Raw genomic sequence first — 15,072 nt, forward strand, 5'->3', positions numbered from 1 at the left:
TCACAGCAGGTCGGCCCGGGCGGGGCTGTCGTCGAGGAAGCCGCCCGACTGGTGCTGCCACAGCTTCGCGTAGGCGCCGTCCGATGCGAGCAGTTCCTGGTGCGTTCCCTGCTCGACGATCCGTCCGCGGTCGAGGACGACAAGCTGGTCCATGCCGGCGACGGTGCTCAGCCGGTGCGCCACCACGAGCGCCGTCCGCCCCTCCATGAGCCGCCACAGCGCCTCCTGGACGAGGAGCTCGCTCTCGGAGTCCAGCGCGCTGGTCGCCTCGTCGAGCAGCAGGATCGGCGCGTCGCGCAGGATCGCCCTGGCGAGAGCGACTCGCTGGCGCTGTCCGCCGGACAGCTTGATGCCGCGCTCGCCCACCATGGTGTCGAAGCCGTGCGGCAGCGCGTCGGCGAACTCGGTGACGTGCGCGGCCTCGGCGGCGCGGCGGATCTCGGCGTCGGTGGCGTCCGGCCGGGCGAACGCGATGTTGTCCCGCAGCGTGCGATGGAACATCGCCGGATCCTGCGGCACGTAGGCGATCAGGCTGCGCAGGTCGGCCTGGCGCAGCCTGCTGATGTCCTGACCCCCGATCAGGATCCGGCCGGCGTCGATGTCCGTCATCCGCAGCAGCAGCCGGGAGAGTGTGGTCTTGCCTCCGCCGGACCGGCCGACGAGACCGATCTTCGTCCCGCTGGGCACGGTCAGGTCGAGGCCCTCGAAGAGCGTCTCCGCTCCCGCGTGCGCGAACGTCACCTTGTCGAAGCGGACGTCGGCGCCCCCGGGCAGCAGCGGCTCCGGCGAGACGGGGTCGAGCACGGTCGGCGGGGTCAGCAGCAGTTCGGTGAACTGCGCGGCCTCCGTCATCGAGCTTTCCAGCCGCCGGTAGATCTGGTTGAACTCGAACATGATCCGGGTCGCGTTGGTGTAGTACGTGAAGGCGACCACGACCGCCTCCACGCCGTTCCCACCCCCGCCGAGCGTGACCGCTAGCAGCAGGCCCAGCACGTTGGTCAGCACGGACAAGGGCGCGACCAGCGTGTCGATGCGCAGGTTGCCGTAGTCCCACGACCGCAGCGTGAGCCGTCGCGACGCCGCGACGCGGGAGCGGTGTTCCGCGGCCTCACGTTCCTCGGCGGCGAACGCCCGGACCGTGTCCATGTTCATCAGGCTGTCGGCGACGTGACCCGACACCCGGGCGATCGCCGCCTCGCGCTGTCCGACGAGCACCTGGCGGCGCCGGATGAGGGGTGCCACGCACAGCGCCGTCACCGCGATCATCACCAACAGCCCGACGACGAGGAGCGGTTCGTAGCGCCACAGGACCACCGCTCCGAACAGCAGCGGCACGAAGTTGGCCACGACGTTGAACGTCAGTGTGTCGACGAACTGCTCGAAGCGGGAGGCGAAGCTCAGCACCCGCTTGGTCAGCGAGCCGGCGAAGTTGTCGTGGAAGAAGGCGGCGTCCTTGGCGAACAGCTCGTCCATGCCGATGATGTACAGGTGCTCGATGCCGAGGGCGTCGAGCCGGTTCAGGCAGTGCAGGCCGATGCGCCACAGCGCCTCCGCGAGCAGCATGACGCCGGCGAAACCGAGGACGTAGGGCAGCGCGGAGCCGACGGTGCTGCCGGCGTCGTCGGCGATACGGCCGACGAGCTTCGCGACGACCAGCGGCGCGATGTAGTAGAGGCCGATGTTGCCCAGCGCGGGCAGTAGCATGCCCGGCACCGTCAGCCGCCGGAGCCGGGCCAGTTCCCGTCCGTAATGACGAAGCGCGAGGAGCACCGGGCCCTTGCCCGGCGGGACTTCGCGCGATGCAGGCGATTCCATCCCCATCCTGAGTTGTCGTACGGCCGCCCGCCAGGTGCTGTTGGCGGGCAGGTGCCGTGGGCTTCGTCCGCACACCGGACACGAAGAGTAGCGACTAAGTCACTGTGCGAATAGAGCGGACCGGGAACGGAGTGTCCCGCGACGGCGTACGCGGCGTCCAAGCATTTTCTCGGCCGGCCCATGCAAAAAGGGCCCTCACGCTCGTCGCCTGCGAAGACCCTTCGCACCGTCGGGACGACAGGATTTGAACCTGCGCCCCCTGCACTCCCAGGAGGGCGAGACACTCTCTCCTCCGAGGTCGCCCCGCGCATGGAAGGCGCCTGGTGGTTCATGGCGTTGTTCATGACGCTGAGCGTGCTCAACGTGTTCCTGGGCGAGGAGTTCGTCTTCCGGGGAATCCTCCTGCCCCGGATGCGCGGGGTGTGCCCGTCAAGCGGTACCAGAGCATGCGACTGTCGGTCGTCCCGCACGCCATCCAGACCGTGATCGTGTGCTGGATGATGCTCGGTCTGATGCGCGGCACGATGCCTTGAGCCCCGCGCCGGTGGCCAGGCCTTCTGCCCAGCCTGTCCGGCCCTTCTCCAACGCCGTCAGGACGATGTGAGGCAGAAGGGGTGGCCGGCCGGATCCACGAGCACCCGCCACCGCCCGTTGCCGGGCTGATGGTCCGGCTTCACCGCGCCGAGCCCCAGGGCCCGGCGCTCCGCCGCGTCGAGGTCCTCGACGCGGAAGTCCAGGTGGAACTGCTGCGGCACGTCCTGTCCCGGCCACCGCGGGGCCCGGTATCCGTCGACCCGCTGGAATCCCAGGTCGCAGCCGGAGCCATCAGTCAGAGCGACGAACTCGTCCGCGCTGAAGAGCACCCGCATGCCGGTCAGTTCCCCGTAGAAGTCCGCCAGCGCCTGCGGGTCGGCACAGTCCAGCGTCACGCCTCGCATTACGGCACGCGACATCGTCCACCCCTTCGCGTCCCCCCGCAGGGGCCCAGCACGGTGCCGCCACGCGCGGTCACCAGCCGCATGATAGGTATGACAACACCGTTGGAGGCAAAGGCTTTTCCCCGTCGCCCGGGCCCGCCCCCCTCGTCGCCCGCAGTGTCTCTGCCTCCCCCGCTGCCGCCCGCGGGTGCCGCGACGGTACGCGCCCTCTGCGCCGCCGAGAGCTGCTCTGAACCCGCCGGGCGACGGAACCCACGGCCCGGGTCCGTCGAATCCGGCACGACGTGTCACCCCACCGGGCTCGGCAGAAGTCCACCAGTCCCGACCCTGGCTCCGAGCCGGACCGGATCGAGTACGGCACCGACTGCTTCCCCGGCCGGGGCAGCGGCCGCGTCCGGTGTCACTCATCCGGTTTCCGAAGCGAGCACGATGACGGCCCCCCTCTTGTGTCCGGTGTCAACGTATCCGTGGGCTTCGGCGGCCCGTTCCAGGGGATGGCTCCGGTCGATGACGGGTCGGATCGCCCCCGCCCCGGCGAGTTCCCCGATCAGCACAAGGTCCCGGGTCTTCTCGCGCGGCGGCCTCAGCCCGGGGGACTTGGATGTCACCGCCGATTCCTGTGGCACACAGACGTATTCGGCGTGCATGCCGAATGATTCACTGATCGCGACGACCCGGTCGCTTTCGGTGAACGGCCGCACATCTGTGCCCACCGCCTCGATCTCTCCCGCACACGCGCCGCCGAGGACGGGGCGCCTCGGGCTGAACGGCCCGAAGGCCAGCCTCGCCGAGAACGGCTTGCCTCGGCGTGCAGCACAAGTCCACGGCCGTGAGGGCCGCCGCACGGATACGGATCAGCAGTTCGCGTGCCTTGGGCGTGGGCTTGGGCACCTCCTCGACACTCAGCACCTCGGGCGGGCCGAAGGCACGGTGGACGACCGCCTTCATACGAGTGCTCCTGTCCACGGCTAATCGACCGTTCGCAGGATCTGCTCTATGGAGACGGTCCTCGACCGCAGTTCGGCCACGTCGGCGGCGGTTCGCTGCTGTGCGTCGAGGGTGTTCTCGGCGAGTTTTCGTAGCGCTGCACGAGCTGCCGCAGTTCCTCCCGCTCCATGGCCTGGAGCTTGGCCTTGCGGATTTCCAGGTAGACCGACATCGAGCCGCCGATCAGCGTCGTGGCCATGAGCAGCACCCCGAGGACGAGGATCGCGCCGGGCCAGGTCGTGACCTCCATCAGGACTACTCCTTGCGTGGGGACCCCTTGGCCGGGTCCGAGCTGGTCAGGGATTTGGCCGCCTCGGTCAGCGCCGAGGCGGACAGGTGCAGGTCGAAGTCGGTGACTTCGAAGTACTTCATCGCCTTGCCGTCGTCGGACAACTCCAGCGTGCCCACGATCAGTCCGGCCTCCTCCAGGCGCTGCAGGTGCATGCGCAGGAGAGGACGGCTCACACCGATCTCGCGGGCCAGACTGCTCACGTAGTCCCGGCGTACGGCCAGTTTCGCCATGATGCGAAGCCGGAGCGGGTTGGCCAGCGCCGCCAGCATCATGACCAGCTGATCGCCGGTCGGCGGTGCGGCCACCATCAATCTCCTCCATGTGACAGTTTTTTCTTACACATGGAAGTGTGTGCTCTCTCCAGCTTTGGCAGCAATGCGATGGGCTGCTTCAGCCGGGCACGACGCTGCGTCCTGGCAAGGTGTCAGCATGCGCCGCGCTCGACCACGGCAGTGTTCCGGTCCAGCCCTGACGGACCACAGGCGCCGATCCCACACCGACAGGGGCGGCTCGGCGGGCATCTCCGCCCGGCGGCCTCGGGGCCGACTTGCCCCGGCCGCCCGTACCCAGCTCCGCAACGTCTCCGGGCTGCCCCCGATCAGCGGCAACCGACCTGGTCGTCGCTCACGGGCGCGACTGGTACAGCGCGACCACGTCCGCCTTGAACTCCGGCGGGTGTCCGTTCTCAGATCCTCAAGATCCAGTGTCTCGTGTGCCCAAGATCAGGGGCAAGCCCCCGGGCCCGTTCTCAGGGAGTGTTGTCGCTGGCCACGGGCGCTGACCTGCAACGTCAGCGTGGAATCGCCCCATTGCCCCTATACCCGGTCACGCTCCGGGCAAGCGGTTGACGACAGAGCAGGGGGCCACCGACCGTATCCGGAGCGGCAGCCCTCGCGGCTGCTGGACCTCGACCCGCACGGCCGCTTCCGCACCCTCGTGCTGGTCATGCCCGTTGGCCGTGCTCACGGTTCGCACGGCGGTGCTGTGCTCACCGGGGGCCTACGGATCCTGGCGCCGGACACCCAGAGCGCTCCGGCGCGAGGCAGACGCATGGGGATCGTGCGGCTGCACCTGGGCACTCGCCCGTCACGGGAACACGCGTCCGACCTCAGGCCGCCGCATGCGGAACCGGGGCCATGTGGTCGGTGAACCAGTCACGGGCCAGATCGGTCACCTTCTCCAGAGCGCCGGGTTCCTCGAAGAGGTGGGTGGCGCCGGGGACCACCGCGAGCCGGTTCTCGCAACGCAGCTGGGCCTGTGCGTCGCGGTTGAGTTCAAGGACCAGCTCATCGTGGCCCCCGACGATCAGCAGCGTGGGCGCCGTCACCGCCGGCAGCCGGGGCCCGGCCAGGTCGGGCCTGCCGCCCCGAGAGACGACTGCGGCGATCCGCGCGCCGGGCTCGGCGGCCGCCCACAGCGCGGCGGCCGCGCCGGTGCTCGCGCCGAAGTACCCGACGGCAAGCCCCTGAGTCTCGGGCTGTCCGCGCAGCCAGCCGGTGGCGTCTGCCAGCCGCCGGGCCAGCAGGCCGGTGTCGAACACGTTGGCCCGGTCGATCTCTTCCTCCTCGGTGAGCAGGTCGAACAGCAGGGTGCCCAGCCCGGCCCGGTTCAGCCCGGCGGCGACGAACCGGTTGCGCGGGCTGTGCCGGCTGCTGCCACTGCCGTGCGCGAACAGCACCACCCCGGCCGCGCCCTCGGGCACCGTCAACTGCCCGCGCAGCACCATCGCACCGGCTTGCACGTCCACCTCCCGATCCTCGGGCACGGTGTGACGCGGCTTGGTCCGGCGGGTGCTCACCGGGTGGGCGGCCGCCTCTTCCAGGCAGGCGACGACCTCATCGTCGTCGGTCTGCGAGAAGTCTGCGTAGAACTGGCCGATCGCGAAGAACTCCCGTGGAGTATGCGGGCACACCAGTTCGTCGGCGTCCCCGCCCAGCCGGGCGGTCCAGTCGTGCGGGGCCACGGGGACCGCCAGCACAATCCGTGCGGCCCCCCGGGCACGGGCGATCTGGCACGCCGCGCGCGCCGTCGACCCCGTGGCCACCCCGTCGTCGACCACCACCACCGTGCTGCCCTGGAGCCCGACCGGTTCCCGCCCGCCCCGGTAGCGCCGGGCACGGCTCTGAAGCACCTCCCGCTCACGGGCCTCGACCTCGGCCAGCTCCTCGGGGGTGACATGCGCGATGCGCACCACCTCGTCATTGATCACACGCACCCCACCCTCGCCGATCGCCCCCATCCCCAGCTCCGGCTGGAACGGCACGCCCAGCTTCCGCACCAGGCACACATCCAGCATCGCGCCCAGGGCTTCGGCAACCTCTGCGGCGACCGGAACCCCTCCGCGGGGCAGGCCCAGCACCACCACCTCAGCGCCCTTGAGATGCTCCAGCCGACGAGCCAGCTGCCGGCCGGCGTCACGGCGATCGATGAAGTACACGATCCGACCTCCTCGTCCCGGAGGAACACGGCGGGCGACGTGTGCGCCTCGTACTTCCATCCTCACCCCCGCGGAGAACGGATGCGCGGCGCTGAGAGACGCGCTCGCGCGGGTTGCCCGGATACGGGGTGGGGCGACCCGCGTGCGGGAGGATGGAGTGCAGGCTCAGGGCGTCAGGCGGCGATCACTCTCCTCTGTCCGGTCTGCCCGGAGGGCTGACGTGCGCGACGCACCGACGGATTTGGCGTCGCGGGGTGGTCAGACGCCTCTGTCCCCGGCAGGGTGCGGCACGATGACGAGCGGGCAGGGTGCATGGTGCATGAGGCCCTGGCTGACCGAGCCGAGCAGCAGTCCGGAGAATCCGCCCAGCCCGCGGCTGCCCACTACCAGCAGCACCCCCACTGGGCCGCGTCGCTGAGCACCCGTACCGGGTGGCCGCGGATCACCGTGTGCTGGACCTCGACCTGCGGGTACTTCTCCCGCCAGCCCGCCGTCGACTCCGCCAGCACCCGCCGCACCTCGTCCTCCGCATCCTCCACAGCATGGCTCAGGGCGCCAACGCCGCCACCGCCGAGGGATCGCCGGCGTCGGCCCGCTCGGGAGCGTCGACCCCGACCACGATCGGATCAGTCATTGCCTCTCCCGGGGATTCACGCCGAATGCCTTGCGCGCCGCCGGACCAGTGCAGCTCGCCGGAATCGCGGCCGATCCTGGAGGTGCCCTCCTCCGGCCGCCGCACGTGGCCCGCCAGGCTCCCTTCCGCTCCCTTCCACCGTCGCGCATGCGCACTGCGCGGGCATCCCGACGGGCCCGAGCGGAGCGATGCCCAACCGCACTGACTCATCAGCCGTAGTGCCATCGGGCACATGCCGTCAGCTGGCATGTCGGAAAGGTCGGTTCCTAGACTGGAGAGGTGGTCCGGCCCAACGAGGAGGTCGAGGCGCTCCTGCAGGAGTACGCGGACCTCATCGCCATCACCGGAGGCGACCCGTTCAAGGCGCGCGCCTACGAGAAGGCCGCCCGCGCGATCGGCGGCTATCCCGCCGATGTCTCCCACCTCGACATCAAGGGACTCAAGGAAATCCCGGGCGTGGGCAAGTCGATCGCCGAGAAGGTCATCGAGTACCTCCGCACCGGCCACGTCACGGTCGTAGAGGAGACACGGGCCAAGATCCCCGCAGGGGTACGGCAGCTCATCACCATCCCCACCCTCGGCCCCAGGAAGGCGATGGCGCTCTACGAGGACCTGCACCTCTCCTCGGTGGGCGAGCTGGCCGACGCCATCAAGGCGGAGAAGCTGCGCGACCTGAAGGGCTTCGGCGAGAAGACCGAGGAGAACATCCTGCACGGCATCGCCCTCATGCAGCAGGCAGGAGAGCGGATCCTGCTGAGCACCGCCATGGAGACGGCCGAGGACATCGTCACGGAGCTCTCCCGAATCACCGGCTGTGAGAACTGCGCGTACGCCGGATCGCTGCGCCGCATGAAGGAAACCGCCGGCGACATCGACATTCTCGTCGCCGCCGCCCGGTCGGCGCCCTTCATGGGCGCCCTCACCGAGCTGCCCCCCACCGCCGAAGTCATCGCCCACGGCGAGAAGAAGACCTCGATCCGGACCGTCAAGGGCGTCCAGGTCGACCTGCGCGTGGTGCGACCGGACGCGTGGGGCGCCGGGATGCAGTACTTCACCGGCTCCAAGGCGCACAACATCCGCACCCGCACGATCGCCGTCCACCTGGGGCTGAAGCTCTCCGAGTACGGCCTGTTCGAAACCGAGGGCGGCAAGCGGGTCGCCTCCCGCTCCGAGGACGAGGTGTACACCAGGCTCGGCCTGCCCTGGATCCCGCCCACGCTGCGCGAGGACCGCGGGGAGATCGAAGCCGGCCTACGCGGCGAACTGCCCGAGGTCGTGACGGAGGCCGACATCAACGGTGACCTGCATACCCACACCGACCTCACCGACGGCCTCGCCCCCATGGAGGAGATGGTGGCAGCGGCCGCCGAGCGCGGATACGCCTACTACGCGGTCACCGACCACGCACCGAACCTGTACATGCAGCGCATGACCGACGAGAAGATCCTCGCCCAGCGCGAGCACGTGCGGTCACTGAACGGCAAACACCACGGGATGCGCCTGCTGCACGGCACCGAGCTCAACATCGGCCCCGACGGGGAGGTGGACTGGCCCGACGAGTTCCTGCAGGGCTTCGACATCTGCGTGGCCTCGGTGCACTCCCACTTCAACCTCGGCCGCACGGCGATGACCCGGCGGATCGTACGCGCCTGCAACAACCCCCACGTCAACGTCCTCGGCCACCCCACCACCCGCCTGATTGGCAAACGGCCGGGCATCGACGCGGGCCTCGACGAGGTGTTCGCCGCCTGTGCCCGCACCGGCACCGCCCTGGAGATCAACGCCCAGCCCGACCGTCTCGACCTGGGCGACGAGAACATCCTCCGCGCCAGGAGCCACGGGGCGAAGTTCGCCATCGACACCGACGCCCACTCGATCCCCCAACTCGCATACCTCCGCTACGGAGTCGGCACGGCGCAACGCGGATGGCTCACCCCGGACGACGTGATCAACACCTGGCCGCTGCGGCGGCTGCGCCGGTTTCTGCGCAAGGACCGGGCGGACTGAGGCCGCACGCGTCCCGACAGTGTGGTGGACGAGAACGGCGAGCACCGCCATCAGCGCGATGACGGCGGCGCGTGTCCACAGGAGCTGCGCGGGGAGAAAAAAAGGGGGGCCCGCATTCACGAAGGAAGGCTGATCAGCATGGTCCAGACATCATGGACGACGAAAGGCGTCTTCGCCGGGCACGGCGGCGCCCGTACCGACGAGGCTGGGATCGTCACCGGCGACCTGACCGTGCACACCACCTGGGACGGCAGGCAGGCCGATGTGGCGGTCCAGTACAGCGGCACTGCCCAGTGGTTCACCCTGTCCGGAAGCCCGGTGCCCTGCCCTTCCCGGGAGGACAGCCGGCGCCTGCACCAGGCGGCGGTGGAAGCCGTGCGGGCGGGCGGAGGCGCGACCGTTCCGCAGTCCCACCCGCTCGGGGGATATGCGTAAGGACCGGCGTTCAGCGAGTACCCAGAGTTCCGCCGCTCCCCGGAAGCCAGTTCACGCACGGGACGCGGGGTCGGCGTAGCGCAGCAGTACGCCCACGCCTTCACTCAGCCGCATCTGCTGCTCGGGTACCACGACGAGTTCGCCCCGTGTGCCGACCAGGGCGCGGGCCAGTGCCGCGTCGGCCCGCTCCTTGCGTACATCCCGGGCGCCGTAGGAGCGCAATTCCTCTTCGCTGAGGGCGAGTTGGCCGGGTTCCGGGCCGACCCAGAGGTGGAGCGTCGACTCGGGGTGGTCGTTGAGGAAGAGGACCTTGACCCGGCCGCGTTGGAGGGCTGATACAGCGGCGGAAATGCCCTCGGCCGTTGCTCCGTCCCGGGCCCGCTGTGCGAGGAAGGTATCCAGCAGCGCCCGGTCGTGCGCGGCCATGCGGCCGCTGAAGAAGCTTTCGAGTCGCTGCTCCAGCAGCGCTCGTCCCGGCACGGACTCGCCGACGCCTCCCACCGTGGAGACCTGCCCGAGCAGGGAAGCGGGAAGCCGCCGGACGAGGATGCCGCGGGCCCATACGTCTCCCGCGACGACCACCGCCTCGACGTCGATGTGCCGTGCGTGACCCTCCAGCTCCCGGCCGATCTCCCCGGCGGCGTTCAGCCAGTCGGTCGCCGGGATCTCCTCGTGGACGCGGTGCCCCGGCGTGACCCTGGTCAACGGCCAGGTGCCGACCTCGGCGTCGATGCGCACGATGTCGGTGGCGTCCGTGGAGTGGCGGCCGCTGTAGTGCACGTGCACCGCAAGGTAGGGGATCCCGGGCGCGTGCTGGACGATCAGCGGCATGGTGTCCGGCAGGGTTCCGAAGTGCGCGGTGTCCCGGGTGGGCGGGGCGGGCAGCTCGTCCAGCAGAGCAAGTCGTCCGTGGGCGGTGAACACGGCCTGACCGTGGGTGCCGGGGACGTCCGCGTCGCTGCCCACGGTGCCCGCCACCGCGGTGATGGAATCCCGGTCCGCCCCCTCGGCCGCCAGGGCGTCCCGAAGATGCCGCCAGCGCAGTTCTATCGCGGCATCGGGGTCGTCGATGGCGGCATCGCGGGACGTGTCCAGGTAGACGGACGCGAAGGGACCGGGCTGCTTGTACAGAGGTTCGAGGAAGGAAAGTCTCATGGTGACTCCCGAGTGCGCTGTCGGCGCCACGATGCCGCCGTGGCAAGACACGTTCGGGTTGGCGTGCTGCGGCTCGTCCAACTCCAGGATGCGCCTGTCTGACGAGCCGCGCCCGCCTGCGGCACGACCTGCGCGACGCCTGGCGCCGATCTGATCGCGGGGCCCCAGACCCCCGGAGGTGCCCGAACGGCCCTTCCGCGCGAGCCGACCGCCGGAGTCATCCTGAACGAAGACAGGAAAAACGGCAGGGAACGAGGTGAGCGACGATGCGGGCACATGAGGGTGACGTGCTGCGGTTCACCGGCAGAACCGTGGGAACGCCCGAACACCATGCCACCGTCGTAAAAGTGCTCGGCCCGAACGGCGAACCGCCCTATCGGGTGCGCTACGACGACGGTCACGAGACGGAGATCTTTCCCGGCCCTGGATGCGTGAACGAGACCCATCCGCCACAGGATGCCGCATTCGGACGTCCGCGCGAGGAGAGGCGGTGACCGGGTTCGCCGGAGGCGGGAACCGGTCCACGCGATCTGTGTGCGGGGCCAGGCTGCCGCGGCGCCGGGCACCGCGAGGCGCGGCCGCGGTGGCGGGCGGCAGGGGGCTCGAGGACGGCCGCGAGTGGTTGCTGCTGCCACAGTCCGGCTGGAGGCGCGTCGACACGATACGGGTGCGCCATCTGTTCGGCTGACAGGGCCGTCCGGCCACGGCCGCAGGCACGGCGGCTCCGTTGCGGCGGCTCGCGCTGAAAGGAGGATCACCCGCATCCGGCGGGTTCCAGTTACGCGGTGAATGGCTTTCAGCCGTTTCCCTCGCGCCTCAGATCCTCCATTTACGAGAACGCTTACTGAGGACCATGAATTCCTCAGATGATTCCGGGCCGACGATCGCCGAAAACTGCCCGAGGCGGACTTGGCCATTGCGTTGGGTCGGCGTTGCGCCCTCCGAATTCCCGGGATGCCTTCGACATTCGGGACCATCGGCCCGGATGCAGCCGGACGCGGAAGGAGCACAGTGGAAGACAGGGGGACGAGAGTCGGCGTCCACGCGACGCGCACACGCGGGAAGGAGCCGCGACGATGAGCGCCCAGCACATCACCGTCAGCGAAGTGATGACACGCGATGTCGTCACCGTCCGCCCGGACACCCCGTTCAAGGAGATCACCTCCGTCCTGTCCACCCACGGCCTCAGCGCCGTGCCCGTGGCCGACGAGCGTGGTGCGCCGATGGGGCTGGTGTCCGAGACCGACCTGCTGCGCAAGCAGGCCGAGCAGCCCGACAAGTACGGCAAGCAGGCAACTCCTCCCGGATGGCCGCACGAGAGGGCCAAGGCACACGCGGAGAACGCCGCCGGGCTGATGACCACCCCCGTCGTCACCGCCCACGCCGACTGGCCGGTCGCCCAGGCGGCCCGGACGATGGACCGCCACCGAGTCAGGCGACTGCTGGTCGTGGACGACAAGGACCGCATCATCGGCATCGTCAGCCGCTCGGACCTGCTCAGCGTCTTCCTGCGCCCCGACGAGGAGATCCGCGAGGAAATACGCAACGACGTACTCAAAGGGATGCTGCGGCTGGGCAGAACGGAGGTGCAGGTCCAGGTTCACGACGGTGTCGTCACCCTGCGCGGCGAAGTCGACAACCGCAGCACCGCCCAGATCGCCGAACGGCTCGCCAAGGGCGTGGACGGCGTCGTCACCGTCAGGCCAATGATCGACTACACCGTCGACGACATGGTCGCGTAGGGGCGGACAGCGGTGTGAACCGAGTCCGGCCCGAGAACGGACGTACGGACACCCGCGTGGAGGGCTCGGCCGCACGGCAGACCGCTCCGCGTGGGGCATCCGCCGAGACGGTCGCCGGCCGCACCACGACGCACCCGGAAGGGAGCTGCGCCATGAAGTCGTCTGCGGCCACTCGGTGCAGGTCCTGACGGAAGCCTTGGAGCACGCCCTGGGCCTCGTTGTGGGAACCCGGGGACGCGGCGGTTTCCCAGGCACGCTGCTGGGCTCGGTGAGCCACGGCGTACCCCAACACGCCCGCTGTCCTGTCATTACGGCTCCCGCGTCATTCGGCGAACGGCGCGGGGCACCTGCCCCGGTCGGCCCTGGCGGTGTCGGCGGGCCTGTCACACGATGGGAGGGAGTTCCGCCTGTCATGGGCGGCGATCTGGCGACGTCCGCGGAGTTCTCTGGAGTCCGTGATGGCAGCCTCACCCAAGGCTCTGTGCGCAAGCCGGCCGATTCCACTGGCGACGATGACCTGGTCACCGTGCTGAACGCCGCGATCGGCTTTGCCCAGGAGTACTCGGCGGAGCGGACGGCCCAGGTGCTGGAGGCGATGGTGCCCCGCACCTGCCGGGTGGTGCGCGGCGGCGAGCGGCTGGAGCTGCCGGCCCGGGAGCTGGTGTCGGGCGATGTGGTGGTGCTGGAGGCCGGGGACGCGGTGTCGGCGGACTGCCGGGTGGTGGAGGCGCACGAGCTGGCCGTGAACAACGCGCCGCTGACCGGGGAGAGCAACGCCGTGGGCCGTACGGCCGACCCGGTGGCGGCCGGGCCGCCGCTGGAGGCTCGCAACTGCGTGTTCATGGGGACCGATGTCGTCGCCGGGTCCGGGCGGGCCGTGGTGTACGCCACGGGCGCGGCGACCGAGTTCGGGCGGATATACCGGCTGGCCGCGGCGGCTCCCCGGCAGAAGACCCCGCTGCAGCTCCAGGTGGCCTCCATGGCGCGGCGGGTGGCGGGGGCGGCCTGGCGATCGGCGCCGTGATGTTCGCCGTGCGGCTGCCCACTGGGGAGTCCCCGGTGACGCTGTTCGTGTTCGCGCTGGGGGTGATGGTGGCGCTGGTGCCGGAGGGCTGCCCGCCACCCTCTCGGTGTCACCTGGCGATCGGCGTACGGCGGATGGCGCGCCGCCACGCCCTGATCAAACAGCTGCTGGCAGTGGAGGCGCTCGGGTCGACCACGGTGGTGTGCACCGACAAGACCGGGACGCTGACCCAGGCCGAGATGACCGTCACCCAGGTCTGGGCGGGAGGCGTGCCGCACCCGGTGAGCGGTGTGGGGTACGCCCCGAGCGGCGAAGTCGCCGACGCGGAGCCGGTGCGTGAACTGCTGCGGGTGGCGGCCCTGTGCTGCGACGCCCGGCTGGTTCCGCCCGACGGCCCCCGGGAACACTGGCGCGTGCTCGGCGACACCACCGAGGGGGCGCTGCTCGCCGTCGCGGCCAAGGCCGGGCTCGACCCGGGCGCGGAGGAGGCGGCGGTCCCGCGGGTGACGGAGTTCCCCTTCGACTCGACCCGCAAGCTGATGACCACGGTGCACAAGAGCGGCGCCGGCTACCAGGCGTGCGTCAAGGGGGCGCCCGTGGAACTGCTGGCGCGGTGCACCGACGTGGAGTGGGAGGGACGGCGCGGGCCGCTGACCGAACAGGACCGGGCGGCGGTCGTCGCAGCGAGTGACGCACTGGCGTCGCAGGGCCTGCGGGTGCTGGCCGTCGCGCGGCGAGAGCTGGACGGGCCACGGCCCGCGCAGGACGAGGCCGAGTCGGCGCTGACGCTGCTGGGCCTGGTCGGCATGCCGGACCCGCCGCGTCCGGAGGTCAGCGACGCGGTCGCCGCCTGCCGCCGGCCGACATCCGCATCGTCATGGTCACCGGCGACCACCCGCTCACCGGGGAGGCGGTGGCCCGCCGGGTGGGGATCGTACGGCGGCCGGATCCGGTCGTGGTGACGGGTGCCCGGCTCGACGCGATGGACGACGAGGCGCTCGACGTGCTGCTCGCCGAGCCGTCCGAGCTGCTGCTGTGCCGGGTCAGCCCGGAACACAAGATGCGTGTCGTCACCGCCTTCCAGCGACGCGGCGAGGGAACAGGGCTAGCCGGGCCGCCGCCCAGTGCGCCGCGTCGGGGACAGCAGTAGCGAGCCGAACGGCGGCGGAGACCCGCATCCCGATGGCGACCGCCGCCGGTGAGTCGCCCCCTGGGTCGCCCCAGACGGAGGTCGCCAGCGCGGCACGCAGCTCCGACGGCGTGCGGGTGCGGGCGATCCGCGTCCAGGCGAGTGCCAACGCGCCCAGGCAGTAGGGCGGGGATGGAGGCGTTCCGCGTCCGGGTGCCGCGGGTCGGCCCCAAGGGCCCACAGATGGTGTTCGGTGTTGGAAATCTCGAAGCCGGCGGCGAGCGCCCGGACGGCGTTCGGGCCGCGGGCCGGCTGCCAGCCTGCGAGGACCCGCAGATGCCACAGCAATGTCGCCGACACCGCCCGCTGGGCCCCGGCCGTGGTGGCACCCGGGGTGACGTCGTGCCGGTAGGGGGTGGCCGCCAAGTAGCTCAAGGCGTCCTCGAGGGTGGGGGACGCGGCCACCTCCCTCATGCC

Annotated in this window: 16 protein-coding genes and 1 pseudogene; 8 read left to right on the forward strand and 9 right to left on the reverse strand. The window is 70.5% G+C overall.

The window, feature by feature from the left end; genetic code table 11:
• The 8 genes from AQJ91_RS20150 to AQJ91_RS55745 all read right to left on the reverse strand — a co-directional run bounded on the left by AQJ91_RS20150 (position 1) and on the right by AQJ91_RS55745 (position 7,008).
• Positions 1-1,815, reverse strand: coding sequence for an ABC transporter ATP-binding protein (locus AQJ91_RS20150; RefSeq protein WP_079085071.1), 1,815 nt, complete (start codon positions 1,813-1,815; stop codon positions 1-3).
• 590 nt (positions 1,816-2,405) lie between these two features.
• The gene (locus AQJ91_RS20155; protein WP_067023402.1) at positions 2,406-2,753 is read right to left on the reverse strand and encodes a VOC family protein; all 348 of its coding nucleotides are present in this window, start codon (positions 2,751-2,753) and stop codon (positions 2,406-2,408) included.
• 404 nt (positions 2,754-3,157) lie between these two features.
• The gene (locus AQJ91_RS20160; protein ID WP_067023404.1) at positions 3,158-3,454 is read right to left on the reverse strand and encodes a zinc-binding dehydrogenase; all 297 of its coding nucleotides are present in this window, start codon (positions 3,452-3,454) and stop codon (positions 3,158-3,160) included.
• Positions 3,455-3,747: 293 nt separating this feature from the next.
• Entirely contained in the window at positions 3,748-3,990 is a 243-nt protein-coding gene (locus tag AQJ91_RS20165; protein WP_199847972.1) for a hypothetical protein, read from the reverse strand.
• A 5-nt stretch (positions 3,991-3,995) separates the two neighbouring features.
• The gene (locus AQJ91_RS20170; protein WP_067023407.1) at positions 3,996-4,340 is read right to left on the reverse strand and encodes an ArsR/SmtB family transcription factor; all 345 of its coding nucleotides are present in this window, start codon (positions 4,338-4,340) and stop codon (positions 3,996-3,998) included.
• An 800-nt stretch (positions 4,341-5,140) separates the two neighbouring features.
• On the reverse strand, positions 5,141-6,469 hold the full coding sequence (locus AQJ91_RS20175; protein ID WP_067023410.1) for a phosphoribosyltransferase: 1,329 nt from the start codon (positions 6,467-6,469) through the stop codon (positions 5,141-5,143).
• A 258-nt stretch (positions 6,470-6,727) separates the two neighbouring features.
• Positions 6,728-6,871 (reverse strand): universal stress protein, encoded by a 144-nt coding sequence (locus AQJ91_RS55740; protein ID WP_324618014.1) that lies wholly within the window; start codon positions 6,869-6,871, stop codon positions 6,728-6,730.
• Positions 6,853-7,008 carry an adenine nucleotide alpha hydrolase family protein gene (locus AQJ91_RS55745; protein ID WP_234382649.1) on the reverse strand — a complete coding sequence of 52 codons (156 nt, stop codon included), beginning with the start codon at positions 7,006-7,008 and terminating at the stop codon, positions 6,853-6,855. The genes AQJ91_RS55740 and AQJ91_RS55745 overlap by 19 nt, the downstream gene beginning before the upstream one ends.
• A 374-nt stretch (positions 7,009-7,382) precedes the next feature.
• On the opposite strand from AQJ91_RS55745, the gene polX reads away from it, so the two are divergent.
• Positions 7,383-9,110 (forward strand): DNA polymerase/3'-5' exonuclease PolX, encoded by a 1,728-nt coding sequence (gene polX, locus AQJ91_RS20185; RefSeq protein ID WP_067023415.1) that lies wholly within the window; start codon positions 7,383-7,385, stop codon positions 9,108-9,110.
• Between the two features lie 138 nt (positions 9,111-9,248).
• Entirely contained in the window at positions 9,249-9,545 is a 297-nt protein-coding gene (locus AQJ91_RS20190) for a hypothetical protein (protein ID WP_067023419.1), read from the forward strand.
• Positions 9,546-9,596: 51 nt separating this feature from the next.
• Here AQJ91_RS20190 and AQJ91_RS20195 read toward each other — a convergent pair whose 3' ends face one another.
• A complete protein-coding gene (locus AQJ91_RS20195; protein WP_067023422.1) occupies positions 9,597-10,700 on the reverse strand; it encodes a baeRF2 domain-containing protein in 1,104 nt (367 codons plus the stop codon).
• Positions 10,701-10,966: 266 nt separating this feature from the next.
• Here AQJ91_RS20195 and AQJ91_RS20200 point away from each other — a divergent pair, with 266 nt between their 5' ends.
• The 6 genes and pseudogenes from AQJ91_RS20200 (at position 10,967) to AQJ91_RS57825 (ending at position 14,616) form a co-directional block, all read left to right on the forward strand.
• Entirely contained in the window at positions 10,967-11,194 is a 228-nt protein-coding gene (locus AQJ91_RS20200) for a DUF1918 domain-containing protein (protein ID WP_067023426.1), read from the forward strand.
• A gap of 582 nt (positions 11,195-11,776) precedes the next feature.
• Positions 11,777-12,442, forward strand: a complete 666-nt coding sequence (locus tag AQJ91_RS20205) for a CBS domain-containing protein (RefSeq protein ID WP_067023429.1) — start codon at positions 11,777-11,779, stop codon at positions 12,440-12,442.
• A gap of 175 nt (positions 12,443-12,617) precedes the next feature.
• Positions 12,618-12,695, forward strand: a pseudogene (locus AQJ91_RS58275) (universal stress protein); the annotation flags it as partial.
• A 159-nt stretch (positions 12,696-12,854) separates the two neighbouring features.
• The gene (locus AQJ91_RS57815; protein ID WP_324618015.1) at positions 12,855-13,466 is read left to right on the forward strand and encodes a P-type ATPase actuator domain-containing protein; all 612 of its coding nucleotides are present in this window, start codon (positions 12,855-12,857) and stop codon (positions 13,464-13,466) included.
• A 35-nt stretch (positions 13,467-13,501) separates the two neighbouring features.
• A complete protein-coding gene (locus AQJ91_RS57820) occupies positions 13,502-14,428 on the forward strand; it encodes a cation-translocating P-type ATPase (RefSeq protein ID WP_234382652.1) in 927 nt (308 codons plus the stop codon).
• On the forward strand, positions 14,422-14,616 hold the full coding sequence (locus tag AQJ91_RS57825) for a hypothetical protein (RefSeq protein ID WP_234382655.1): 195 nt from the start codon (positions 14,422-14,424) through the stop codon (positions 14,614-14,616). Before AQJ91_RS57820 ends, AQJ91_RS57825 begins: the two co-directional genes overlap by 7 nt.
• The last annotated feature ends 456 nt before the right edge of the window (positions 14,617-15,072 follow it).

Source organism: Streptomyces dysideae (genome assembly GCF_001514305.1).
GTDB classification, from domain to species: Bacteria; Actinomycetota; Actinomycetes; order Streptomycetales; family Streptomycetaceae; genus Streptomyces; species Streptomyces dysideae.